Raw genomic sequence first — 23,147 nt, 5'->3', positions numbered from 1 at the left:
CCTCTTTCCGGACCCCCTTGCTTGGAGTGCACTCCAAGGTCATAGCGTGGGACGCATGACGGTGATGCAGACCACGGCAGCAGCCACCGAGCGGGCACTGGAACGGGCTCCGGAAGCGGCCCCCGAAGACGGCGCCACCCGCACCGACATCTGCTCCGCCGCGCCCCGCCGGCACCCGCGCCCCGACGGCCAGGACCGCTATACGATCAGCGAGGTCGTCGCCTTCACCGGCCTGTCGGCGCACACCCTGCGCTGGTACGAGCGGATCGGCCTGATGTCCCACATAGACCGCTCGCACACGGGCCAGCGTCGCTACAGCAACCGGGACCTGGACTGGCTGGACCTCGTCGGCAAGCTGCGGCTGACCGGCATGCCGGTGGCCGACATGGTGCGGTACGCGGAGCTGGTGCGCGCGGGCGACACCACCTACGAGGAGCGCCGCGAGCTGCTGGAGACGACCCGCCAGGACGTCCTGGAGCGGATCGCCGAACTACGGGACACGCTCGCCGTGCTCGACCGCAAGATCAGTTTCTACGGCGACCGCGGCCGCGCGCACGTGCCGCACGCTTCGCACGAAGGGGAGAGCGCCCGATGACCGACACCACGATCCCGACGACACGGCTCGGCGAGGGTGGACCCGAGGTCGGCGTGCAGGGCCTCGGCTGCATGGGCATGAGCTTCGCCTACGGCCCCGCCGACGCGGACGAGTCCCGGGCGACCCTGGAGCGGGCGCTGGAGCGGGGCGTCACGCTCTACGACACGGCGGACGCGTACGGCGCCGGGGAGAACGAGCGGTTCCTGTCGCCGTTCTTCCGGGCGCACCGGGACGAGGTCGTGATCGCGACCAAGTTCGCCCTGGCGATCCCGCCGGACGACCCGACCCGGCGGGTGGTCCGCAACGACCCGCCGTACATCCGCCAGGCCGTCGAGGCCAGCCTGAAGCGCCTCGACGTCGACGTCATCGACCTCTACTACATGCACCGCCGGGACGTGAACGTGCCGATCGAGGAGACGGTCGGCGCGATGTCCGACCTGGTCCGCGAGGGCAAGGTCAAGTACCTGGGCCTCAGCGAGGTCACCGCGGGCGAACTGCGCACCGCGCACTCCGTGCACCCCGTCGCCGCCGTGCAGTCGGAGTGGTCGCTGTTCAGCCGCGACATCGAGGCGAACGTCGTGCCGGCCGCCCGTGATCTGGGCGTCGCCCTGGTCCCGTACTCCCCGCTCGGACGCGGCTTCCTCACCGGTTCCTTCGTGAACGCCGACCAGGACCTCACGGCCGACGACTTCCGCCGCCAGCAGCCCCGCTTCACCGGCGACAACGCGGCGGCGAACGCGGCGCTCCTGGAGCCGATCCGCGAGGTCGCCGCCGCCCACGAGGCCACCCTCGGCCAGATCGCCCTGGCCTGGGTCCAGCAGCGGACGTCCGTCCACGACCTCCCGGTCGTCCCGATCCCGGGAACCCGCAGGCCGGCCCGCGTCGAGGAGAACACGGCGGCACTGCGGATCACCCTGACGCCGGAGCAACTGGCCCTGCTCGACCCGGTGGCCGCGAAGGTGTCGGGCACGCGCTACGCGGACATGACGTTCGCGTCGGCGGGCCGGGAGTAGACGTCTCCAAGGGGTGCGGGGAACTGCGCGAACAGCCACGAACCCGCACCCGCGATCACAGCTCCGCGAGCAACTCGGCCTTCTTCGAGGAGAATTCCTCATCGGTCACCAGCCCGGCCTGGTGCAGCTCGCCCAGATGCCGGATCCGCTCCGCGATGTCCGCCGGATCCCGCCGCGGGGCGGCGGCCACGGTCACCGCCGACGCCGCGGTGCGCGAGCGCACGGCGTGAAGCACCGCCGCCGCGAACGGCAACGACTCGTGCACCGGCCCGTACCCCAGCCCGAAGACGACCGCCGCCGGATCCTGGTCGGCCTGCGCCGGCTGCTCCCCGGCGTCCCGCGGCAGCAGCCGCAGATGCCCCTCGAACACCTCCGGTGACCGCCACTCCACGCCGCTCAGATCCTCGACGGCGAAATTCTGGTCCCCGGCCTTCCACTTCGCCGACGACGCCCCCGTCCAGAACCACCGGAACGCCACCGACGTCCCGTCGAACGAGGCCTTCCCGTCGTACGCCTTGAACTGCAACGGCACCTCGGGCGCGGCCACGAGATGCCGGTCCACCGGCCCCGCCTCGGTCAACAGCGTCCGTAGCTCGTCCGCGTAGTACTCCGCCAGCGTCTCCCGTTCGGCGGGCAGCACCAGCCGATACGGATCGCTGCTCTCCTTCAACTGCCCCGCCGCCGCCTCGATCAGCGGATCGGCCCCCGGCCGAGGCTCCGCACGCAGGACGACGGTCCCGCGCCGCCCCGGGGAGAGCGTCACCCCTTGCAGCGCCGACAGCGGCACCCGCCGCTCGCCGAGCGTCTGGAAGAGCTTGGGTGTTCGAATCCCCCGTTCGTAGCGGATGAGCACGGAGTCGGACTCGAACTCCCAGGCGGCATGAAATCCGGCCAGTACGTCACCCATGCGGCTCATCGTATGCGGCACGCTCTCTTTCGTCCCCTCCCTGGGCAGACCGCAGTTTCTGCGCCTCTACGCGCGTCCGGCCGTGGACGTGCCGGACAAACCCGCCCGGCACGTGCCCGCATCGTCGGCGCAGTCCACCGCGCGGTACGCGCCAACCCCGATCTGGGCGAAGTTGGCGAGGCTGCCCGTGCCCGGTTCGAAATACCCGGCGTGTCCCTGGGCGCCGCGCGCCGACAGCAGGCGCGCCCCGAACGCGGCGGACATCGGATCGGCCCCGTGCCCGAAGCCGCCGAACTCCATGTACGGCACGTCCTGGATCCAGTCGTCGGCGTCCCGCATCGCCCACACGCGCGCGGAAGTACCCAGCTGCACGGCGTTGGTGACGCGCATCCCGGGACTCCCGGCCACCGCTATGTCGGACACCCGGGCGGGCAGGGCGCCCGCGGCGACTCCGCAGACCACGGAGCCGTAGCTGTGGCAGAACAGCGAGACCGGCGCCTTCCCGGGCAGCGCGCGCACCAGCGCGTTCAGCCGGATCGCCCCGTCCTCGGCGCGCATCGCGGTGGCCGACTCCATGCCGAGTCCGCCGGGCGCGGTGTAGTCGGCCCAGGCGATCACGGCCGTACGCGTCGAGGCGCTGGCGGCGCGCTCGGCGGCGTAGAGGGACTTCGCCATGCCGACCGGGGCGGCGTAGCGGCGGTTGGTGCGCTGGAAGGTGAGCAGGTCGGTGTCGACGCCGGGGACCACGACGGAGACCCGCTCGGCGCGGTCGAGGTCGCCGAAGACCTCGGCGACCCGGCCCGAGCCGTCGGGGTCGAAGGCGAGGATGTGCCGGTCCGCGTGCATCAGGGACTCGAAGCGGTGCATACGGCGGCCCGCCTCGTGCTGTCCGGTGGGACTGAGCCGGCTGTCGTGCATACGTTCGCGCTCGATCGTGCGGGCCTGGTCGAGGGCGATGCGGTTGGCCCGGTAACGCAGCTCGACGGGGGCGCCGTTCATGTTGCCCACCGCGAGCGGATAGCGGCGGGCCAGGTGGGCGCGCTGCCCGTCGCTGAGCGTGGCGAAGAAGGCGGCGAGCCGGCCGGGCGTGGTGTCCGGGTCCGGCAGCCGGTGTCCGTCGATACGGCCGCGCTCCCAGGCGGAGAGGGAGAGCTGGAGCGGCGTGTCCGACCGCTGGTTGCGCAGGGCGGTCCAGCCGGTGGTCGCCAGCATCACGAACACCACGGCCAGCGCGAGCAGGGCGCGCCAGACGCTGAGTGAGGGGGAGGCGTCGAAGGAAGTCACTGGGAGGACACACTAGGAGAACGAGAGGGTCTCGCGTGAACCGTGTGTCGCGGATCACGTTTGACGAAAGTCACCTGATCGCAAGGCGCGATGACCCCACTGCTCCCCTTTGTGCGGGCCTGTTCCGCCTCCCCGCACGGCCCCGTGCCGCCCGTCGCCCGGGCCCGGTTCAGCGCTTGCGCCAGTCGCCCGCCAGTACCGGTCCCACCTGATCGAGGTACGCGGCCGCCAGCGTCCGCATGGCCTCCAGGCTGACGTCCGGGCCCGTGCTCCAGAGCCGTTCGGTCACCCGGATGACCCCGCCGAAGACGGCCACCGCCACCCGCGGCCGCGGATCGGCGTCCACGTCCAGGCCCTCCCGCTCGGCGATCAGCCGCGCCATCTGCTCCTCCGTCTCCGCCGACCGGCGCAGATGCGCGGCGAGCAGGACGGGCGTCGACTCGATCACCCGGTACATCCGCAGATACTGCTCGACCGGGACGACCGCCTCGATGACCTCGCTGATCCGGTCCCAGCCGTCCAGCACCGCGCGGCGCAGCGCCTCCATCGGCGGCTCGTGCGGCGGGCGGGCGCGCACCGCCTCCACGAAGTGCGCCACCGTCATCGTCTCCAGGGCGAGGGCGGCCTCCTCCTTCCCGGAGAAGTAACGGAAGAAGGTGCGCTGCGAGACGTCGACGGCCGCGGCGATCTCGTCGACGGTGGTGTGGTCGTAGCCGCGCGTCGTGAACAACTCCACCGCCGCGCGCAGCAGCGCGTCCCGGGTGCGCTGCTTCTTGCGTTCGCGCAGGCCCGGCCGCGGCCCTGACCGTGTGTTGCCGACCGTGTCCATGGCGCCTCTCCCGCGAACTGTTCTGCCTGATCAGGCTATATGTGAGTGTCGTGACAGTTACCGACTTGTGAATTGGTTTGTCAACTGTCAGTGGCTGTCATTAGCCTCGAAGGTATGACTAGTCAGACCACCATCGACAAGACGGGGCCGGGGGACGAGGCACCAGCCGCCGTGTCGGAGCCGGCGCCGGTCAAGGGCCTGCGCGGCCATCCCTGGCTCACCCTCATCACCGTCGCCGTGGGCGTCATGATGGTGGCCCTCGACGGCACCATCGTCGCCATCGCCAACCCGGCCATCGCCACCGACCTGAAGGCCAGCTGGGCCGAGGTCCAGTGGATCACCAACGCGTACTTCCTCGCCCTCGCGGTCTCCCTGATCACCGCGGGCAAGCTCGGTGACCGCTTCGGCCACCGGCAGACCTTCCTGATCGGCGTGGTCGGCTTCGCCGCGGCCTCGGGCGCCATCGGCCTGTCCGACAGCATCGCCGCGGTCATCGTCTTCCGTGTCTTCCAGGGCCTGTTCGGCGCCCTGCTGATGCCGGCCGCGCTCGGCCTGCTGCGGGCGACCTTCCCGGCCGAGAAGCTCAACATGGCGATCGGCATCTGGGGCATGGTCATCGGTGCCTCCACCGCCGGCGGCCCGATCCTCGGCGGCGTGCTGGTCGAGCACGTCAACTGGCAGTCGGTGTTCTTCATCAACGTGCCGGTCGGCGTCCTCGCCCTCGTCCTGGGCATGGTGATCCTCACCGACCACCGCGCGAAGAACGCCCCGCGCTCCTTCGACCTGCTGGGTGTCGGCCTGCTGTCGGGTGCGATGTTCTGCCTGGTCTGGGCCCTGATCAAGGCGCCCGAGTGGGGCTGGGGCGCGGGCCGGACGTGGACCTTCATCGCCGTCTCGGTGGTGGGCTTCGCGCTCTTCGCCCTCTGGGAGAAGCGGGTCCGCGAGCCGCTGATCCCGCTGGGCCTGTTCCGCTCGGTCCCGTTGTCCGCGGGTGTCGTCCTCATGGTCCTCATGGCCATCGCGTTCATGGGCGGCCTGTTCTTCGTGACGTTCTACCTGCAGAACGTGCACGGCCTCAGCCCCGTGGACGCCGGCCTGCACCTGCTGCCTCTCACCGGCATGATGATCGTCGGCTCGCCGCTCGCGGGCGCGATGATCACCAAGACGGGCCCGCGGCTGCCACTGGCCCTCGGCATGGCCTGCACCGCGCTCGCCATGTACGGCATGTCCACGCTGGACAAGGGCACCGGCAGCGCCGTCATGTCGCTCTGGTTCGCCCTGCTCGGCCTCGGCCTCGCGCCGGTCATGGTCGGCGCCACCGAGGTCATCGTCGGCAACGCGCCGATGGAGCTCTCCGGGGTGGCCGGCGGTCTTCAGCAGGCGGCGATGCAGATCGGCGGCAGCCTCGGTACGGCAGTGCTGGGTGCCGTGATGGCCTCCAAGGTCGACGGCGACCTGGCGGGCAACTGGACGGACGCGGGACTTCCGCCGCTCACCCCGGCGCAGGAGGGGCAGGCCGCCGAGGCGGTCCAGCAGGGTGTCGCGCCGGTGCCGCCGGGCACGCCGGACGCCGTCGCCGCGAAGATCACGGACGTCGCCCACGAGACCTTCATCTCCGGCATGAGCCTGGCCTCACTGGTCGCGGCCGGCGTCGCGGCCGTGGCGGTGCTCGTCGCGTTCCTGACCAAGCGCGGCGAGAACGCGGAGGCGGGCGCGGGAGCGGCGCACATCTAGGCGCACGTCCAGTAACACATCTCGGGGCGCACACCTGACGGGAACTCACCTATCAGGGTGACAGTCCCGAAGATCCCTCCCATCCGGCACGCGCCGCAGGTCACATTGGGTCAAGCCCTCCGTACGACATGTCCGCGTGGCACGCGCGTACGACGACGAGGGCGACCAGGGCTGCGGCGCGCTGCCGGAGGGGGGCGGCGCGCCGGCAGGCCGTCAGGCATGGAACGCGCAGCGGGGGTACTCGCCACATCGACCCGAAAGAACCGAGAGGTTCAGGGAGTTGATGAATTGATGATGGCGAGCTTTGGGCAAGGAACGCGCAAGTACCCCCGCTCACGTGGCCGGACGTGGTCACGGACCGGGCCGGATCGCGCGCAACTCGGGATCATCGGCGCCATCTGCGCGGTGGCAGGCTTCTTCGTACTGGGCATGGTCCTGGGCCCGGTGGCCATCGCATGCGGCTGGCTGGCCATGGGCCGCACCTGGGCGGGCACCCGCTCCGTACCGGCCCTCATAGCCCTTGTCCTTGGTGCGATCGACACCCTCCTGGCCCTCGTCTGGCTGACCGGGGCCATGTCCCCGGGCTACGGAATGTTCTGAGCCGGGGGGAGTGAGGATGGGCCTCCGGCGTCCCGCCGGAGGCCCACACTCATGTCGGGGGCCTCGACGGCGGTGTCCGTCACGTGCGTTGCTCCTCCGCCGGGCCCGGTACCACCACCGGCCCCGACAGCGCGGCGACCTGTGCCCGCAGCGCGCGCACCTCCTCGGTCAGCGCGGTGATGGCCTCCGTCTGCCGCCGCTCCTCCGCGTCGTCCTTCTCGAACCGCGATATGAACCACGCGGCGATGTTCGCGGTCACCACACCCAGCAGCGCGATCCCCGACAGCATCAGCCCCACCGCCAGCAACCGCCCCACCCCGGTCGTCGGCGCGTGGTCCCCGTACCCCACGGTCGTCATCGTCGTGAACGACCACCACACCGCGTCACCCAGCGTCCGGATGTTCCCGCCCGGCGCGTCCCGCTCCACCGAGAGCACCGCCAGCGACCCGAACATCAGCAGTCCCACCACCGCGCCGGCCACGTACGTCGTCAGCCGTATCTGCGAGGCCATCCGGGCCCGCCGCCCCACCAGCAGCAGGGTCGACACCAGCCGCAGCAGCCGCAACGGCTGCAGCAGCGGCAGCGCCACCGCGCACAGGTCCAGCCAGTGCCGCCGTACGAAGTCCCGCCGGTCCGGCGTCAGCCACAGCCGCACCACGTAGTCGACGGCGAACGCCGCCCACACCACCCACTCCACGACCAGACAGGCCGCCGTCAGAGTCCGCCCCGCCGAACCGTCCACTATCGGCACCGCATAGGCGGCGGCGAACATGACGGCCAGCGCCAGCAGCGGCCGTTGAGTACGCCGCTCCCACCGCACCTGTGCCGATTGCTCCTTCATGCCCGCATCGTAAGGAACGCGCGAAGGCGGTGAGGCCCGGGCCTCACCGCCCTCGAAACCGGCCGAAGCGACCGAAACCGGCTGTGGCAGCCGGCGTACGCCTACGCCTACGCGTCGCCTCCCGCGGCCCCCGGATCGGCCGCCGCGACATCGAGGAGCTGGTACCGGTCGATCGCCTGCTTCAGCACGGACCGGTCCACCTTCCCCTCCCTCGCCAGCTCGGCCAGCACCGCCACCACGATCGACGGCGCGTCGATGTGGAAGAAGCGCCGGGCCGCACCGCGGGTGTCCGCGAAGCCGAACCCGTCCGCACCCAGCGACTGGTACGTCCCCGGCACCCACCGGGCGATCTGGTCCGGAACCGACCGCATCCAGTCGGAGACGGCCACGAACGGCCCCTCCGCGCTGCTCAGCTTCCGCGTGACGTACGGCACCCGCTGCTCCTCCTCCGGGTGCAGCAGGTTGTGCTCCTCGCACGCCACGGCCTCCCGCCGCAGCTCGTTCCAGGAGGTCGCCGACCACACGTCGGCGCGCACGTCCCACTCCTCGGCGAGCAGGCGCTGCGCCTCCACGGCCCACGGCACCGCCACACCCGACGCCATGATCTGCGCCGGGATCGAGCCCGAGGTGCCTTCGGCGAAGCGGTACACGCCCTTGAGGATGCCCTCGGCGTCCACGTCCGCGGGTTCTGCCGGGTGCTGGATCGGCTCGTTGTAGACGGTGAGGTAGTAGAAGACGTCCTCGCCGTGCGGGTGCTCCTGAGATCCGCCGTACATCCGGCGCAGCCCGTCCTGCACGATGTGGGCGATCTCGAAACCGAACGCCGGGTCGTACGCCACACAGCCCGGGTTCGTCGAGGCGAGCAGTTGTGAGTGCCCGTCCGCGTGCTGCAACCCCTCACCGGTCAGCGTCGTACGCCCCGCGGTCGCACCGAGGACGAATCCGCGCGCCAGCTGGTCGGCCATCTGCCAGAACTGGTCGCCGGTGCGCTGGAAACCGAACATCGAGTAGAAGACGTACACCGGGATCAGCGGCTCGCCATGCGTGGCGTACGCCGAGCCCGCGGCGATCAGCGACGCCGTGCAGCCGGCCTCGGAGATGCCGTCGTGCAGCATCTGCCCGGTCGGCGACTCCTTGTAGGCGAGCAGCAGCTCCCGGTCGACCGACTCGTACTGCTGGCCGAGCGGGTTGTAGATCTTCGCGCTCGGGAAGAAGGAGTCCATGCCGAACGTGCGGTACTCGTCCGGCGCGATCAGCACGAAACGCTTGCCGATCTCCTTGTCCCGCATGAGGTCCTTGAGCAGCCGGACAAAGGCCATGGTCGTCGCGATGGACTGCTGGCCCGAGCCCTTCTTCACAGTCGCGTACGTCGTGTCGCCGGGCAGCGCGAGCGGCTCGGAGCGGACGACGCGGGTGGGGACGTAACCGCCGAGCGACTTGCGGCGGTCGTGCATGTACTGGAGCTCCTCCGAGTCCCGGCCCGGGTGGTAGTACGGCGGCGCGCCGGACTCCAGGTCCCGGTCGGAGATCGGCAGGTGCAGGCGGTCCCGGAAGCCCTTGAGGTCGTCGACCGTCAGCTTCTTCATCTGGTGCGTGGCGTTGCGGCCCTCGAAGTTCGGCCCGAGGGTCCAGCCCTTGACCGTCTTGGCGAGGATCACCGTCGGCTGGCCCTTGTGCTCCACGGCCGCCTTGTACGCCGCGAAGATCTTCCGGTGGTCGTGACCGCCGCGGCCCAGCATCAGGATCTGGTGGTCGGTCATGTTCTCGACCATCGCGCGCAGCCGGTGGTCGTCGCCGAAGAAGTGGTCGCGGATGTAGGCGCCGGTCTCGGTCGCGTACGTCTGGAACTGCCCGTCCGGCGTGGTGTTCATCTTGTTGACCAGCACCCCGTCGCGGTCCTGCGCGAGCAGCGGGTCCCACGTGCGGTCCCAGATGAGCTTGATCACGTTCCAGCCGGCGCCCCGGAACACCGACTCCAGCTCCTGGATCACCTTGCCGTTGCCGCGCACCGGGCCGTCGAGCCGCTGGAGGTTGCAGTTGACGACGAAGGTGAGGTTGTCCAGGCTCTCGCGCGCGGCGATGGTCAGCTGGCCGAGCGACTCCGGCTCGTCCATCTCGCCGTCGCCGAGGAACGCCCACACGTGCGACTTCGAGGTGTCCGCGATCCCGCGCGCGTGCATGTAGCGGTTCATCCGCGCCTGGTAGATCGCCCCGATCGGGCCCAGGCCCATCGACACGGTCGGGAACTCCCAGAAGCCCGGCATCAGCCGCGGGTGCGGATAGCTGGACAGGCCGTACGGCGCCTTGGACTTCTCCTGCCGGAAGCCGTCCAGGTGCTGCTCGGAGAGGCGGTCGAGCAGGAACGCGCGTGCGTAGATGCCCGGTGAGGCGTGTCCCTGGAAGAAGACCTGGTCGCCGCCGTCGCCCTCGTCCTTGCCGCGGAAGAAGTGGTTGAAGCCGACGTCGTAGAGGGAGGCCGAGGAGGCGAACGTGGCGATGTGGCCGCCGACGCCGATGCCGGGGCGCTGGGCCCGGGAGACCATCACGGCCGCGTTCCAGCGGGTGGCGTTGAGGATCTTGCGCTCGATCTCCTCGTTGCCCGGGAAGAACGGCTCGCTCTTGGTGGGGATGGTGTTGACGTAGTCCGTGCTGCGCATCTCGGGCACGGCCACGCGCTTCTCGCGGGCCCGCTCGATCAGGCGCAGCATCAGGTAGCGGGCCCGCTCACGGCCGCGCTCGTCGATGGCGGCGTCGAGCGAGTCGAGCCACTCCTGCGTCTCCTCGGGATCGAAGTCAGGAACCTGACTCGGAAGGCCGCCAATGATGATCGGATTGCGATCGGATCCGGAAGCCACGCTGTTCCTTACCTGTCGGAGGGCCGATTATCGAGGGTTTTCGGTATGCCTGCACCGTTCACCATCGTGTACCTCGGGGCCGCAAACGTCACCTCTACCGTGAGGTAACGAATACTCCTTGGTCAGCCGATGGCGCGGAGCCGTGCGAATCTCGTACCCATGGATGATTCCCAAACGTACATACGGGGCAGAAAGGTGTGGTGTAGGTCACCATCGCTCTCGGCGGCATGCCTGGAGTTGCGGCGACACGGCCCGGATCGTCACCGTTTCGGCGGTCCGAACCGCCGGGTACTTGCGCGATCCGCCCCGCCCGTGTGGACTACGGCCAATGCTTCGCGCACGCGCGTGGCTGAGACTCCCCCGAGCTCTTGACGAGCAGGGGGGTACCCCCAATCCGAAACATGATCAGGAGGCAACCCGTGAGCGCGACCGCGGACCACGCGGAGGAGCGGACGAACCCTGCCGCCAGGCTGGGGTTCCAGCCCGGGCAGGTGGTCCAGGAGATCGGCTACGACGACGACGTCGCCCAGGACCTCCGCGAGGCCATCGAGGAAGCCATCGAGGGCGACCTGATGGACGAGGACTTTGACGACGTGGCCGACGCCGTTGTGCTGTGGTTCCGTGACGACGACGGCGACCTTACGGATGCGCTGGTGGATGCCACCACGTACATCGAGGAAGGCGGCGCGATCCTGCTCCTCACGCCGAAGACCGGCCGTTCGGGATACGTGGAGCCGAGTGACATCTCGGAAGCCGCGACCACGGCAGGGCTGACCGCGTCGAAGAGCGTCAGCGTCGGCAAGGACTGGAGCGGCAGCCGTCTGGCGACACCGAAGGCCGCGAAGTCCAAGCGGTGACCGTTCGTTGAACGTGGGACGGGCCGGCCGAGGTCGGCCCGTCCGTCGGCCGTCGGTGATCGCTGCGTAGGGTGGAGGCCACCCGAACAGCCCCACCGAAGGGACGACGATGGCCATCCAGGTCGGCGACAAGGCCCCCGACTTCGAGCTGAAGGACAACCACGGCCGGGCCGTGCGGCTTTCGGGCTTCCGCGGTGAGCGAAACGTCGTGCTGATCTTCTACCCCTTCGCCTTCACCGGCGTGTGCACCGGCGAGCTGTGCGAGGTCCGCGACAACCTGCCGAAGTTCTCCGACCGCGACACCGAGGTGCTCGCCGTCTCCAACGACTCCATCCACACCCTGCGCGTCTTCGCCGAGCAGGAGGGCCTGGAGTACCCGCTGCTCAGCGACTTCTGGCCGCACGGCGAGGTCTCTCGCGCCTACGGGGTCCTCGACGAGGCCAAGGGCTGCGCGGTGCGCGGGACCTTCGTCATCGACAAGGAGGGCGTGGTCCGCTGGACCGTCGTCAACGGCCTTCCGGACGCCCGCGACCTGAGCGAGTACGTCACGGCACTCGACGCCCTGTGATTCTTCGGTCCCAGGGCCTGCGGCGGTCGGGAACCCGTCACTAGGATCGACTCGTTTGATCCGATACCAACGCACGACGGGGCACCCGCCCCTGGACACCAATGGAGGACTCGTGGGAGTCAGCCTCAGCAAGGGCGGCAACGTTTCGCTGACCAAGGAGGCCCCGGGCCTGACCGCGGTCATCGTCGGTCTGGGGTGGGACGTGCGCACCACTACCGGCACGGACTTCGACCTCGACGCGAGCGCGCTGCTGCTGAACAACTCCGGCAAGGTCGGCAGCGACCAGAACTTCATCTTCTTCAACAACCTGAAGAGCCCGGACGGCTCGGTCGAGCACACCGGTGACAACATCACCGGTGAGGGCGAGGGCGACGACGAGCAGATCAAGGTCAACCTGGCCGGCGTCCCCGCCGACATCGAGAAGATCGTCTTCCCGGTGTCCATCTACGACGCCGAGAACCGCCAGCAGTCCTTCGGCCAGGTCCGCAACGCGTTCATCCGCGTCGTCAACCAGGCCGGCGGCGCCGAGATCGCGCGGTACGACCTGTCCGAGGACGCCTCGACCGAGACCGCGATGGTCTTCGGCGAGCTGTACCGGCACGGCGCGGAGTGGAAGTTCCGCGCCATCGGCCAGGGCTACGCCTCGGGCCTGCGCGGCATCGCGCAGGACTTCGGCGTCAACGTCTGAGTCACGGCCCTTCCGTTCCGCCCGTCCGGCGCCGCACGTTTGCGTGCGGCGCCGGACGCGCAGGACAACCACATCAGGCAGCACCCAGGGGAGGACAAGCAATGGGCGTCACGCTCGCCAAGGGGGGCAACGTCTCCCTGTCCAAGGCCGCGCCGAACCTCACTCAGGTGATGGTCGGGCTCGGCTGGGACGCACGTTCCACCACCGGAGCCCCGTTCGACCTCGACGCCAGCGCCCTGGTGTGCAGCAGCGGACGGGTGATGGGCGACGAGTGGTTCATCTTCTACAACCAGCTCAAGAGCCCGGACGGCTCGGTGGAGCACACCGGCGACAACCTCACCGGTGAGGGCGACGGCGACGACGAGTCGATCCTGATCGACCTCTCCAAGGTGCCCGCCCAGTGCGACAAGATCGTCTTCCCTGTCTCGATCCACATGGCCGACGAGCGCGGCCAGACGTTCGGCCAGGTCAGCAACGCCTTCATCAGGGTGGTCAACCAGGCCGACGGCCAGGAACTCGCCCGGTACGACCTCAGCGAGGACGCCTCCACGGAGACCGCCATGATCTTTGGCGAGGTCTACCGCTACCAGCAAGAATGGAAGTTCCGGGCAGTAGGCCAGGGGTACGCGTCGGGGCTGCGGGGCATCGCTCTAGACTTTGGGGTCAACGTTTCGTAAAGCCGGGTACGGCGCGGGGGAGACCCGTCCACCCCGTACACAAGGGATTGGGTAGCCAGTGGTTCTGAAAACCTTCGGCTGGTCGTTCGCGGTCACCGCGCTCGGCCTGGTCGCGGCGGTCTTCTACGGGGGGTGGACCGCCTTCGGCATCGTGGCGATCCTCTGCGTCCTCGAGATCTCGCTGTCCTTCGACAATGCAGTGGTCAACGCCGGAATCCTCAAGAAGATGAACGCCTTCTGGCAGCGCATCTTCCTCACCATCGGCATCCTCATCGCCGTCTTCGGCATGCGGCTGGTCTTTCCCGTCGTCATCGTCGCCATCAGCGCGCAACTCGGTCCGATCGAGGCCGTCGATCTCGCCCTGACCGACAAGGACCGCTACCAGGAACTCGTCACCGACGCCCACCCGGCGATCGCGGCGTTCGGCGGCATGTTCCTGCTGATGATCTTCCTGGACTTCATCTTCGAGGACCGGGAGATCAAGTGGCTGGGCTGGCTGGAGCGCCCGCTGGCCAAGCTCGGCAAGGTCGACATGCTGTCGGTCTGCATCGCCCTGGTCGTCCTGCTGGTCACCTCGATGACCTTCGCCACCCACGCCCACCTGCACGCCGGACCCGCGGACAAGGCGGAGACGGTGCTGCTCTCCGGGGTCGCCGGCCTCATCACGTACATGATCGTCGGCGGTCTCTCCGGCTACTTCGAGGACAAGCTCGAGGAAGAGGAGGAGCGCGAGCACGAGCAGGAGGAAGAGGCCAAGCGCTCGGGCAAGCCCGTCATGCTCATGGCCGGCAAGGCCGCGTTCTTCATGTTCCTCTACCTGGAGGTCCTGGACGCGTCGTTCTCCTTCGACGGCGTGATCGGTGCCTTCGCCATCACCAACGACATCGTGCTGATGGCCCTCGGTCTCGGCGTCGGCGCCATGTACGTCCGGTCCCTGACCGTGTACCTGGTCCGCCAGGGCACCCTGGACGACTACGTCTACCTGGAGCACGGCGCGCACTACGCCATCGGCGCGCTCGCCGTGATCCTGCTGGTCACCATCCAGTACGAGATCTCCGAGATCATCACCGGTATGGTCGGTGTCGTCCTCATCGCCTGGTCCTTCTGGTCCTCCGTGCGCCGCAATCGCGCGCTGGCGGCCGCCGAGGGCAACGCGGGCTCGGACAAGACTGAGGTCTCGTCCGGGGTGTGACGCCCGTTCGGGTGAGGAACGCTCTGTGCGGGGCGGCCGTCGAGGACGACTTGATGTCCTCGGGGCCGCCCCGTCGGTCTTGTCCGGCACAGCACGGCGCACGGCACGGCACGGTGAGTGGGGAGTCAGGGGGCGGGAATGGGCTTGTTTGACGGGCTCTGGCGTGGGCGTGCGGCCGAGTTCGACTCGGGCAGCGCGGCCAGCAACGCGATCGAGCTGACCAAGCGGCACAGTCAGGTGTCGCTCACGAAACAGGGGGCGGAGACCGGGCATCTGCGCATCAACCTGACCTGGCGGATGCGTAGCTCCGACATCGGCGGGCCCCAGCGGGAGAGCCTGCTGCGGCACCCCTTCAAGGCGCTCAAGCCGCCGGAGGTCATGGGCCACAGCCAGAGCATGGTCAACGTGGACCTCGACCTGGGATGTCTGTACGAGCTCCAGGACGGCACCAAGGGCGTCGTACAGCCTCTCGGCGGCTATCTCGGCGACGTCAACGCACCGCCGTACGTCAAGCTCAGCGGCGACGACCGGTTCGGCTCGGCGTCCGGCGAGACGATCTACGTCAACCTCGACCACCGCGAGGCGATCAAGCGCCTGCTGGTCTTCGTCTACATCTACGACCAGACCCCGGCGTTCGACCGCACCCACGCCATCGTCACGCTCTACCCCAGCAACGGCCCCCGCATCGAGATCGGCCTCGACGAACGCCACCCCCAGGCCCGCTCCTGCGCGGTCGTGATGATCGAGAACGTGAAGAACGAGGTCTGGGTGCGGCGCGAGGTGAAGTTCGTCTACGGCTTCCAGGCGGAGCTGGACCGTTTGTACGGGTGGGGGCTGCAGTGGGGGAGGGGCCACAAGGCCAAGTCCGAGCGGTGAGGTTCGCGCCGGGGCGCGGGTGCGCGGGTGCCGGCGGCACAGGCCGCGGGTCCAGCGGTCGGGGGTCCGGTCCTGGCGGTTGGGGGGCGGCCCTCCGGGGGTTGCTGGGCCGGGTCTCGCGGGTGCTGGGCGCTGTCCTGGTCGCAGGGGCGTGGGTGCCGGCGGCGCTGCTGGATCGGGTCTGGCGGCGCTGGTGGGCGGGGGCCGGCCCGAGTGGTCGCCGGGGCAGCTCCTGGCGGGGTTGCTGGGCCGGGTCTTCGGCGGGTGTTGGGCGCTGGTGGGCGGCGGGCCGGGCCCCGGTGGTCGCCGGAGTGGGTTGGTAGCCGGGACCCCGGTGGGTGTGGGGCGCTGCTGGATCGGGGTCTGGCGGTGCCCCGCCCAGGGTGGTGGCGGGCGACGGGGCGGGCCCCCGGTGGCTGCCGGGGTGGGCTCAGCGGCCGATGAACTGGGGACCCTGCGGGGGGAGGCGGAAGTCGGGGTCCGGGGCCGTGGGGACCGGGACCGGCGGCGGGTAGCCGTAGCCGGACTGGGCGGTCGGTGGCGCCGTCTGCGGGTAGCCGTAGCCGGTCTGGGCGGCCGGATGCGGATAGCCGTACGCGGGCTGCGTGGCGGCGGGCTGCTGCTGCGGGTAGCCGTACGTCGGCTGCGCGGCGGGCTGGGGCACCACTGCCGTCGGCTGCTCCGGCGGCAGCGGCCGCGACACGTCGGGCCCAGCCTGCGCCGCGGCGGCCGCCGTCCCCTCCGCCGCCGCCTCGGACTCGTCCACCGAGATCCCGAAGTCGGTCGCGAGTCCCTTCAGCCCGTTCGAATACCCCTCACCGAGCGCCCGGAACTTCCACCCGTCCCCGCGCCGGTACAGCTCACCGCAGATCAGCGCGGTCTCCTCGCCGGTCTCCGGCTTGACGTCGAAGTAGGCCAGCGCCTCACCCTCGGGCGCCGACGCGTCGTACAGCAGGATGCGCAGTGACCGTACGCGATCGAACGTCACACCATCCGCCGACGCGACCAGGAGAATCTGGCTGACGTCGGACTCGACACCGGTCAGGTCTGTCTGGATCGTGTCGGTGAGGCCCTCGGCGACGCGCTTCTTGCCGAGCCGCCACACCTTTCCGGCGGGGTGCCGGGGCTGGTTGTAGAAGACGAAGTCCTCGTCGGAGCGCACACGACCGTCGGGGCCGAGGAGCAGCGCCGAGGCATCGACATCCGGGACCCCCTGCCCAGGCGTCCAGCGCAGCACGGCGCGTACCGTCGTGACTTCGAGCGGGACGTTGGACCCCTTCAACATCGCGTGCGTCATGCGGTCATCCTGCCCTCTCGGTCCTGCTCACGACAATGCGGGGTCGAGCGGGCCCCGGGCCGCCCCGTGGCGCCGCCGAGAGAGCGTTGCCCGTCCCTGCGTTACTTGAAATTCATGCTCGGCGGGAACCCATGACATGGACTCCTACGTACTATTACCGGCCACCTTCAGCCGGAACACAGGCCGATCGAGCACCACGGGGAAGCTATATGCGTCATTTCGGGCAGATTGCCCCTGAGGTGCGGCACCGCCTCTTCCACCGGGAGCCGTGCGAATTCACCGCCGACTCCTCGGCCCGGCTGCTCGCCGCGGCCCTGGGTGCCACGCTGTACAGCCCTGCCACCAGGCCGCGGCTCGCCGAGGACATCGTCAAGCAGACCGGCCGCGGCGTGGTCTCGATGGTGCTGTGCCTGGAGGACTCGATCGGCGACGCGGACGTCCTGGCCGGCGAGGAGAACCTCGTACGCCAGTTCGCCGAGCTCGCCGAACGGGCTGAACGGGCCGAACAGGCCGAGCGCGGCTCCGGCGCCGACCTCCCCCTCCTGTTCATCCGCGTCCGCACACCCGGGCAGATCCCCGACCTGGTCCGCCGCATCGGCCCCGCCGTCCGGCTGCTGTCCGGATTCGTACTGCCGAAGTTCACCGAGGAACGCGGCATGCCCTTCCTGGAGGCCCTCGCGATCGCCGAGGCCGCCGCCGGACGGCGACTCTTCGCCATGCCGGTCCTGGAATCCCCCGAGCTGCTCTACCGCGAGTCCCGGGTGGAGACCCTGGAGGGCATCTTCCGGGCCGTCGACAAGTATCGCGAGCGCGTCCTCGCCCTCCGCCTCGGCGTGACCGACTTCTGTTCCTCCTACGGCCTGCGCAGGGCCCCCGACATGACGGCCTACGACGTCCAGATCGTCGCCTCCGTCATCGCCGACGTGGTGAACATGCTGGGGCGGGCCGACGGCACGGGCTTCACCGTGACCGGGCCGGTGTGGGAGTACTTCCGGGTGCAGGAACGTATGTTCAAGCCTCAGCTGCGGCGCAGCCCCTTCCTGGAGGGCCAGGCCGAGGAGCTCCGCGAGGCCCTGATCGAGCACTCCATGGACGGGCTGCTGCGGGAGATTACGCTGGATCAGGCCAACGGTCTGCTCGGCAAGACCTGCATCCACCCCTCGCACGTTTTGCCCGTGCACGCGCTGTCCGTCGTCAGTCACGAGGAGTTCAGCGACGCCCAGGACATCCTGCGGCCGGAACTGCTGGGCGGCGGCGTGCTGCGGTCGGCGTACACGAACAAGATGAATGAGGTGAAGCCGCACCGCGCCTGGGCCGAGCGGACCCTCTTGCGCGCGGAGGTCTTCGGCGTCGCCAATGAGGACATCGGCTTCGTGGAGCTGCTGGCCGCGGGGATCCCCGGGTGAGGCGCCCTGCGCAGGCCCCGGGCGTGACGACCGGCGAGATCTCTGAAGCCCTTCGACAACCGCCGACGACAACCGCTGACGACAACCACTGAGCAATGGCCGAACACAGGGAACGCATGGACAACGCAGTGAACGAGGGTGCCGCCGACCGGGGCGACGGGTCCGACGAGGTCGGCCGGGTGAACCGTGGCGACCACGGCGACGGCGTCTGGTCCGGGAGCTGGGTCGCCGAGCGGCTCGGGGTCGAGCTCGTGGGCGACGACACCCTCACCGGCATGCTCGGGCTCGCCCTGCGGCGCAACCCCAAGCGGGCCCACCTCCTCGTGTCGAACGTGCTCGGCAAGCACGTCCCGCAGTCCCCGTCCGTCGTGTACGGCTCCGGCTTCGCCCTCGGACGCAGGGTGCGTGAGCTGCTGGGCTCCGCCGGGGCGCGTCGCGCGGTCGTCGTCGGGTTCGCCGAGACGGCCACCGGCCTCGGTCACGCCGTCGCCGACGGCCTCGGCGACGCCCCCTACCTCCACTCCACCCGCCGCCCCGTACCCGGCGTCGCCCGGGCCGCCGGCTTCGAGGAGTCCCACTCCCACGCCACGTCCCACCTCCTCCTCCCCGAGGACCCCCGCCTCCTCGCCGGGGACGGCCCGCTGGTCCTCGTCGACGACGAGTTCTCCACCGGCAACACCGTCCTCAACACCATCCGCGCCCTTCACGAGCGCTACCCCCGCGAGCGCTACATCGTGGTCGCCCTGGTCGACATGCGCTCCACCGCCGACCAGAACCGCCTGACGGACTTCGCCACCGAGATCGGCACCCGCATCGACCTGATAACGGCTTTCCGCGGGACGGTGCGGCTCCCGGACGGCGTGCTGGAGAAGGGGCAGGCCCTGGTCGCGGAGCATGAGCGGACCGCGGGAGCCTCGGCCGGAGTGGTGGCCGGTGCCGACGCCGGTGCCGGGCGGGTCGAGCGGGTCGATCTGCGCTGGCCGGCCGGGGTGCCGGACGGCGGCCGGCACGGTTTCACCGCCGCCCATCGCACCCGCCTGGAGAACGCCCTGCCCGCCATGGGCGCCCGCCTCGCCGAGGCCCTCCCGCCCGGCGCCCGGCGGGTACTGGTCCTCGGCTTCGAGGAGCTCATGTACGCCCCGCTGCGCCTCGCCCGCGAACTGGAGCACCTCGTCCCTCCCGCGGACATCCGCTTCTCCACGACCACCCGCTCTCCCGTCCTCGCGGTCGACGACCCGGGCTACGCCATCCGCACCCGCCTCGTGTTCCCGGCCCACGACCACCCCGCCGACGGCCCCGGCGAGCGCTACGCCTACAACGTCGCCGGCGCCGCCTTCGACGCCGTGATCGCCGTCGTCGACTCGACCGGCGACACCCCCGCCCTGCACGCCCCCGACGGCCTGCTCGGCCGGCTCGCGCGCCACACCCCGCACGTCCTGCTCGCGGTCGTCCCGTCCTACGTCCCCGGGACCCCGCCCGCCCCCGAAAGGCCCGCCATGCTGCCCGAGCCCCTTCGCGGCCCCGCCTTCTCCAGCTACGCGGCCGAAGACGTCGGCTGGCTGCTCCAGGACCTGTCGGACGTCACCCTGGAGGCGCCTACCGAGGAGCGCGAGGAGGCGATCCAGAGCGGCGGCGCGCACTACGCCGAGTCACTGCCGGTCGAGTACCAGCCCAGCGAGCAGTACCAGGCCCTCTTCCACTCGGCCCTGGAGACCTCCGCCGCACGCATCGCCCACGCCGTCGGCGTCGTGACCGAAACCGTTCTCGCGGAACGCTCCCCCCGCCCCGTCCTCGTCTCGCTCGCCCGCGCCGGCACCCCCGTCGGTGTCCTGATGCGCCGCTGGGCCCAGCACCGGCACGGCCTCGACCTGGCCCACTACGCCGTGTCGATCGTCCGCGGCCGGGGCATCGACGCCAACGCGCTGCGCTGGCTGGCCGACCGGCACGACCCCCGCGACGTCGTCTTCGTCGACGGCTGGACCGGCAAGGGCGCCATCACCCGCGAACTCGCCGCCGCACTGCGCGAATTCGAGGAAGCGGAAGGCGTCACCGGCTTCGACCCCGAGATCGCCGTGCTCGCCGACCCCGGCTCATGCGTCCGCACCTACGGCACCCGCGAGGACTTCCTCATCCCGTCCGCCTGCCTCAACTCCACGGTGTCCGGCCTGATATCCCGCACCGTCCTGCGCGCCGACCTGGTCGGCCCGCACGACTACCACGGCGCGAAGTTCTACCGCGAACTCGCCGTCGCCGACGTCTCCGCCCTCTTCCTCGACGCCATCTCCGCCCGCTTCGACGAGGTCATGGAGGCGGTGGACGCCACCAGCAAGGAGCTGCTGTCCGCCGACCGCACCCCGACCTGGGAGGGCTGGGCGGCCGTGGAGCGCATCAGCGAGGAGCACGGCATCCACGACGTGAACCTCGTCAAGCCCGGCGTCGGCGAGACGACCCGCGTGCTGCTGCGCCGCGTGCCCTGGAAGATCCTGGCCCGGGCCGGGGCGGGCCCCGACCTCGACCATGTCCGCCTGCTGGCCGAGCAGCGGGGCGTGCCGGTCGAGGAGGTCGCCGAACTCCCCTACACCTGCGTGGGGTTGATCCATCCCAAGTTCACACGTGGCGCGACGGGCGCCGACGGAAAGGCGGTAGCTCTCTGATGCCGGTGCTGGTGGCGAGTGACCTGGACCGTACGCTCATCTACTCCGCAGCCGCGTTGGCGCTGACCATGCCGGACGCGCGGGCGCCCCGGCTGCTGTGCGTCGAGGTGCACGAGAGCAAGCCGCTGTCGTACATGACCGAGACGGCGGCCGGGCTGCTCACCGACCTCGCCGACGCCGCGGTCTTCGTGCCGACCACGACCCGCACCCGTAAGCAGTACCTGCGCATCAACCTCCCGGGCCCCACACCGAAGTACGCGATCTGCGCCAACGGCGGGCATCTGCTGGTGGACGGTGTCTCCGACCCCGCATGGCACGCGAGCGTCCTGGCACGGCTGGCCGACGAGTGCGCCTCGCTGGACGAGGTGCAGGACCATCTGCTGACCGCCGCCGATCCGGTCTGGGTGCGCAAGCACCGGGTCGCCGACGACCTCTTCGCCTACCTCGTCGTCGAGCGCGAACTGCTGCCCGAGGACTGGGTGAAGGAACTGGCGGTGTGGGCGGAGAACCGCGGCTGGACGGTCTCCCTCCAGGGCCGCAAGATCTACGCCGTGCCGAAGCCGCTCACCAAGAGCGCCGCCGTGCGCGAGGTCGTCCGGCGCACCGGCGCCGACCTCACCGTCGCCGCCGGCGACTCCCTCCTCGACGCCGACCTCCTGCTCGTCGCGGACAAGGGCTGGCGCCCGAACCACGGCGAACTGGCCGACAGCGGCTGGACCGCCCCCGACATCACCTCCCTCCCCGAGCGCGGGGTACTGGCAGGCGAACGCATCCTGCGCGAGTTCTTGCGAGCGGCGGGGGAGCGGGGGTAGCGGCGGGGCGCTGCCGACTGGCGGTGCTGCTGGCTCGCGGGCGCTGTCGGGGTCGGGTGCTGCCGGCCGGCGGGTGCCTGTCAGAGGCGGGGTGCTGCCGGCCGGACGGTGCCTGTTGGGGGCGGGGTGCCGCCGGCCGGACGGTGCCGCCGGACGGTGCCTGTTGGGGGCGGGGTGCTGCCGGCCGGACGGTGCCTGTTGGGGCGGTGCCTGTTGGGCGGGACGCTGCCGGCCGGCGGGTGCTGCCGGCTCGGCTGGGGATTCCGCTCCGCGCCGGCATGGTCGGAGCTGCGTTCGTGGCCGTCCTACGGTCGGTCCCGCGGGGGCGGAGCGCTGCCGGCTCGGCTCGGGGTTCCGCTCCGCGCCGCCCCCGGTCCTGCGTGCGCCTAGCGACCTGACCGTAACGGGGCTCGCGCCGGCCCCTCGCTTGTGCCCGCACCAGCTGTTCCGCCGGAACCTCGGTCAGCGCCCGCATCGGCATGCGCGCCCGCGCTCTCCCCCGAAGCCGGCCCCGCCCCGTCATCACGCCCTCCCCGCCTCCTCGCGCCGCCGCCCGGGCGCAGCAGTCGTAGGCCGATGAAGGCCACGAGTGCCGCCGCGGACGCGCCGAGGACGACCTTCGAGTACGTGGACACCACGGCCGTCACCTCGGTCCACTTCTCGCCCAGGGTGTAGCCGGCCAGGACGAACACCGTGTTCCAGATCGCGCTGCCCAGTGCCGTGAGGCCGAGGAACACCGGCAGGCGCATGCGCTCGACCCCCGCGGGCACGGAGATCAGGCTGCGGAAGACGGGGATCATCCGTCCGAAGAACACGGCCTTCGTGCCGTGCCGCGCGAACCAGGCCTCGGTCCTCTCCACATCCGAGACCTTCACCAGCGGCAGCCGCGCCGCTATCGCCAGGGTGCGGTCCCGGCCGAGCAGCGCGCCCACGCCGTACAGCGCGAGCGCGCCGATCACCGAGCCGGCCGTCGTCCAGATCAGCGCGGCGTACAGGTTCATCTGTCCTGTGCTGGAGGCGAACCCGGCCAGGGGCAGGATCACCTCGCTGGGCAGCGGCGGGAACAGGTTCTCCAGGGCGACCGCGAGCCCGGCGCCCGGGGCGCCGAGGGTGGCCATGAGGTCGTTGATCCACTGTGGTGCCGGCTGCGCTGCGATGGCTGTCATGCCGGCCACGCTAGAAAACCGAAGCTGAAGAGAGCCTGAGGAAGACCAGGCGCCCGCCGCCTACGGCGTCAGCCGCAGCAACCCCCGCCGCAGCACCCGCCCCCACCGCCACCGCCCGCCTGCGGTGCGGGGGCCGAGGCCGAGGCCGAGCCCCCCACCGCGACGGTCGACAGGAGCTTCACCGTGTCGTCGTGGCCAGTGGGGCAGGTGGCGGGGGCGGAGGACTCGGCCATGGGGCGACTCAGTTCAAAGGTGTCGCCGCAGGTCCGGCAGCGGTATTCGTAGCGAGGCATGCC

The 23,147-nt window shown here is 70.5% G+C and carries 21 protein-coding genes; 13 read left to right on the top strand and 8 right to left on the bottom strand.

From position 1 onward, the window contains the following. Window positions 1–55: 55 nt before the first annotated feature. Together ACFV6X_RS12525 and ACFV6X_RS12520 are read left to right on the top strand one after the other, a co-directional pair. Window positions 56–595 carry a MerR family transcriptional regulator gene (locus ACFV6X_RS12525; protein WP_385381573.1) on the top strand — a complete coding sequence of 180 codons (540 nt, stop codon included), beginning with the start codon at window positions 56–58 and terminating at the stop codon, window positions 593–595. Continuing rightward, on the top strand, window positions 592–1,608 hold the full coding sequence (locus ACFV6X_RS12520; protein WP_385381571.1) for an aldo/keto reductase: 1,017 nt from the start codon (window positions 592–594) through the stop codon (window positions 1,606–1,608). The genes ACFV6X_RS12525 and ACFV6X_RS12520 overlap by 4 nt, the downstream gene beginning before the upstream one ends. A 55-nt stretch (window positions 1,609–1,663) precedes the next feature. Here ACFV6X_RS12520 and ACFV6X_RS12515 read toward each other — a convergent pair whose 3' ends face one another. From ACFV6X_RS12515 to ACFV6X_RS12505, 3 genes are all read right to left on the bottom strand, one after another. Continuing rightward, entirely contained in the window at window positions 1,664–2,515 is an 852-nt protein-coding gene (locus tag ACFV6X_RS12515) for a DUF4429 domain-containing protein (protein WP_385381568.1), read from the bottom strand. Window positions 2,516–2,581: 66 nt separating this feature from the next. Continuing rightward, a complete protein-coding gene (locus ACFV6X_RS12510) occupies window positions 2,582–3,799 on the bottom strand; it encodes an alpha/beta hydrolase (protein WP_385381565.1) in 1,218 nt (405 codons plus the stop codon). Between the two features lie 169 nt (window positions 3,800–3,968). After that, window positions 3,969–4,628, bottom strand: a complete 660-nt coding sequence (locus tag ACFV6X_RS12505) for a TetR family transcriptional regulator (RefSeq protein ID WP_365445629.1) — start codon at window positions 4,626–4,628, stop codon at window positions 3,969–3,971. 114 nt (window positions 4,629–4,742) lie between these two features. Between ACFV6X_RS12505 and ACFV6X_RS12500 the strand changes: the two genes are divergently transcribed. Further along, window positions 4,743–6,362: an MFS transporter gene (locus ACFV6X_RS12500; protein WP_385381563.1), complete on the top strand. Its 1,620-nt coding sequence runs from the start codon at window positions 4,743–4,745 to the stop codon at window positions 6,360–6,362. A gap of 291 nt (window positions 6,363–6,653) precedes the next feature. Next, a complete protein-coding gene (locus ACFV6X_RS12495; protein WP_385381560.1) occupies window positions 6,654–6,962 on the top strand; it encodes a small hydrophobic protein in 309 nt (102 codons plus the stop codon). A gap of 79 nt (window positions 6,963–7,041) precedes the next feature. On the opposite strand, the gene ACFV6X_RS12490 is transcribed toward ACFV6X_RS12495, so the two are convergent. After that, on the bottom strand, window positions 7,042–7,803 hold the full coding sequence (locus ACFV6X_RS12490) for a potassium channel family protein (protein ID WP_385381557.1): 762 nt from the start codon (window positions 7,801–7,803) through the stop codon (window positions 7,042–7,044). 107 nt (window positions 7,804–7,910) lie between these two features. Further along, window positions 7,911–10,658 (bottom strand): pyruvate dehydrogenase (acetyl-transferring), homodimeric type, encoded by a 2,748-nt coding sequence (aceE, locus tag ACFV6X_RS12485; RefSeq protein WP_385381554.1) that lies wholly within the window; start codon window positions 10,656–10,658, stop codon window positions 7,911–7,913. Between the two features lie 419 nt (window positions 10,659–11,077). Here aceE and ACFV6X_RS12480 point away from each other — a divergent pair, with 419 nt between their 5' ends. The 6 genes from ACFV6X_RS12480 (at window position 11,078) to ACFV6X_RS12455 (ending at window position 15,516) form a co-directional block, all read left to right on the top strand. Then, complete coding sequence (locus tag ACFV6X_RS12480) at window positions 11,078–11,515, top strand: DUF3052 domain-containing protein (protein WP_365445614.1); 438 nt, start codon at window positions 11,078–11,080, stop codon at window positions 11,513–11,515. 109 nt (window positions 11,516–11,624) lie between these two features. Next, entirely contained in the window at window positions 11,625–12,083 is a 459-nt protein-coding gene (locus ACFV6X_RS12475; protein ID WP_385381551.1) for a peroxiredoxin, read from the top strand. A 112-nt stretch (window positions 12,084–12,195) separates the two neighbouring features. Then, window positions 12,196–12,771 (top strand): calcium homeostasis/redox stress adaptation protein, encoded by a 576-nt coding sequence (locus tag ACFV6X_RS12470; protein WP_385381549.1) that lies wholly within the window; start codon window positions 12,196–12,198, stop codon window positions 12,769–12,771. A 101-nt stretch (window positions 12,772–12,872) separates the two neighbouring features. Next, a complete protein-coding gene (locus tag ACFV6X_RS12465; RefSeq protein ID WP_385381546.1) occupies window positions 12,873–13,448 on the top strand; it encodes a TerD family protein in 576 nt (191 codons plus the stop codon). A gap of 58 nt (window positions 13,449–13,506) precedes the next feature. Beyond that, window positions 13,507–14,640: a DUF475 domain-containing protein gene (locus ACFV6X_RS12460; RefSeq protein ID WP_385381544.1), complete on the top strand. Its 1,134-nt coding sequence runs from the start codon at window positions 13,507–13,509 to the stop codon at window positions 14,638–14,640. A 138-nt stretch (window positions 14,641–14,778) separates the two neighbouring features. After that, entirely contained in the window at window positions 14,779–15,516 is a 738-nt protein-coding gene (locus ACFV6X_RS12455; protein ID WP_385381541.1) for a Tellurium resistance, read from the top strand. A gap of 430 nt (window positions 15,517–15,946) precedes the next feature. On the opposite strand, the gene ACFV6X_RS12450 is transcribed toward ACFV6X_RS12455, so the two are convergent. After that, window positions 15,947–16,813: a TerD family protein gene (locus ACFV6X_RS12450; RefSeq protein WP_385381538.1), complete on the bottom strand. Its 867-nt coding sequence runs from the start codon at window positions 16,811–16,813 to the stop codon at window positions 15,947–15,949. 209 nt (window positions 16,814–17,022) lie between these two features. Here ACFV6X_RS12450 and ACFV6X_RS12445 point away from each other — a divergent pair, with 209 nt between their 5' ends. The 3 genes from ACFV6X_RS12445 to ACFV6X_RS12435 all read left to right on the top strand — a co-directional run bounded on the left by ACFV6X_RS12445 (window position 17,023) and on the right by ACFV6X_RS12435 (window position 21,685). Then, window positions 17,023–18,219, top strand: coding sequence for an HpcH/HpaI aldolase/citrate lyase family protein (locus tag ACFV6X_RS12445; protein WP_385381535.1), 1,197 nt, complete (start codon window positions 17,023–17,025; stop codon window positions 18,217–18,219). 116 nt (window positions 18,220–18,335) lie between these two features. Further along, window positions 18,336–20,873, top strand: coding sequence for a phosphoribosyltransferase (locus ACFV6X_RS12440; RefSeq protein WP_385381533.1), 2,538 nt, complete (start codon window positions 18,336–18,338; stop codon window positions 20,871–20,873). Beyond that, window positions 20,873–21,685, top strand: a complete 813-nt coding sequence (locus ACFV6X_RS12435) for an HAD family hydrolase (RefSeq protein WP_385381530.1) — start codon at window positions 20,873–20,875, stop codon at window positions 21,683–21,685. The genes ACFV6X_RS12440 and ACFV6X_RS12435 overlap by 1 nt, the downstream gene beginning before the upstream one ends. Window positions 21,686–22,071: 386 nt before the next feature. Here the strand turns inward: ACFV6X_RS12435 and ACFV6X_RS12430 are convergent, their stop codons facing one another. Together ACFV6X_RS12430 and ACFV6X_RS12425 are read right to left on the bottom strand one after the other, a co-directional pair. Beyond that, on the bottom strand, window positions 22,072–22,851 hold the full coding sequence (locus ACFV6X_RS12430; RefSeq protein WP_385381527.1) for a DedA family protein: 780 nt from the start codon (window positions 22,849–22,851) through the stop codon (window positions 22,072–22,074). 68 nt (window positions 22,852–22,919) lie between these two features. Further along, window positions 22,920–23,144, bottom strand: a complete 225-nt coding sequence (locus ACFV6X_RS12425) for a zinc ribbon domain-containing protein (protein ID WP_385381524.1) — start codon at window positions 23,142–23,144, stop codon at window positions 22,920–22,922. Window positions 23,145–23,147: the final 3 nt, after the last annotated feature.

The organism is Streptomyces sp. NPDC059861 (genome assembly GCF_042731435.1).
In the GTDB taxonomy this organism is placed as follows: domain Bacteria; phylum Actinomycetota; class Actinomycetes; order Streptomycetales; family Streptomycetaceae; genus Streptomyces.
Note: the sequence above shows the minus strand (reverse complement) of the source record. Positions and strands in the feature narration are given on the sequence as shown.

Bases quoted from the DNA above. Each gene is read 5' to 3' on its own strand.
- ACFV6X_RS12520 (WP_385381571.1), top strand. From the start codon at position 592: ATGACCGACACCACGATCCCGACGACACGGCTCGGCGAGGGTGGACCC.
- ACFV6X_RS12445 (WP_385381535.1), top strand. From the start codon at position 17,023: ATGCGTCATTTCGGGCAGATTGCCCCTGAGGTGCGGCACCGCCTCTTC.
- ACFV6X_RS12455 (WP_385381541.1), top strand. From the start codon at position 14,779: ATGGGCTTGTTTGACGGGCTCTGGCGTGGGCGTGCGGCCGAGTTCGAC.
- ACFV6X_RS12465 (WP_385381546.1), top strand. From the start codon at position 12,873: ATGGGCGTCACGCTCGCCAAGGGGGGCAACGTCTCCCTGTCCAAGGCC.
- ACFV6X_RS12495 (WP_385381560.1), top strand. From the start codon at position 6,654: ATGATGGCGAGCTTTGGGCAAGGAACGCGCAAGTACCCCCGCTCACGT.
- ACFV6X_RS12440 (WP_385381533.1), top strand. From the start codon at position 18,336: ATGGACAACGCAGTGAACGAGGGTGCCGCCGACCGGGGCGACGGGTCC.
- ACFV6X_RS12430 (WP_385381527.1), bottom strand. From the start codon at position 22,851: ATGACAGCCATCGCAGCGCAGCCGGCACCACAGTGGATCAACGACCTC.
- ACFV6X_RS12500 (WP_385381563.1), top strand. From the start codon at position 4,743: ATGACTAGTCAGACCACCATCGACAAGACGGGGCCGGGGGACGAGGCA.
- ACFV6X_RS12490 (WP_385381557.1), bottom strand. From the start codon at position 7,803: ATGAAGGAGCAATCGGCACAGGTGCGGTGGGAGCGGCGTACTCAACGG.
- ACFV6X_RS12425 (WP_385381524.1), bottom strand. From the start codon at position 23,144: ATGCCTCGCTACGAATACCGCTGCCGGACCTGCGGCGACACCTTTGAA.
- ACFV6X_RS12435 (WP_385381530.1), top strand. From the start codon at position 20,873: ATGCCGGTGCTGGTGGCGAGTGACCTGGACCGTACGCTCATCTACTCC.
- ACFV6X_RS12525 (WP_385381573.1), top strand. From the start codon at position 56: ATGACGGTGATGCAGACCACGGCAGCAGCCACCGAGCGGGCACTGGAA.
- ACFV6X_RS12475 (WP_385381551.1), top strand. From the start codon at position 11,625: ATGGCCATCCAGGTCGGCGACAAGGCCCCCGACTTCGAGCTGAAGGAC.
- ACFV6X_RS12515 (WP_385381568.1), bottom strand. From the start codon at position 2,515: ATGGGTGACGTACTGGCCGGATTTCATGCCGCCTGGGAGTTCGAGTCC.
- ACFV6X_RS12450 (WP_385381538.1), bottom strand. From the start codon at position 16,813: ATGACGCACGCGATGTTGAAGGGGTCCAACGTCCCGCTCGAAGTCACG.
- ACFV6X_RS12505 (WP_365445629.1), bottom strand. From the start codon at position 4,628: ATGGACACGGTCGGCAACACACGGTCAGGGCCGCGGCCGGGCCTGCGC.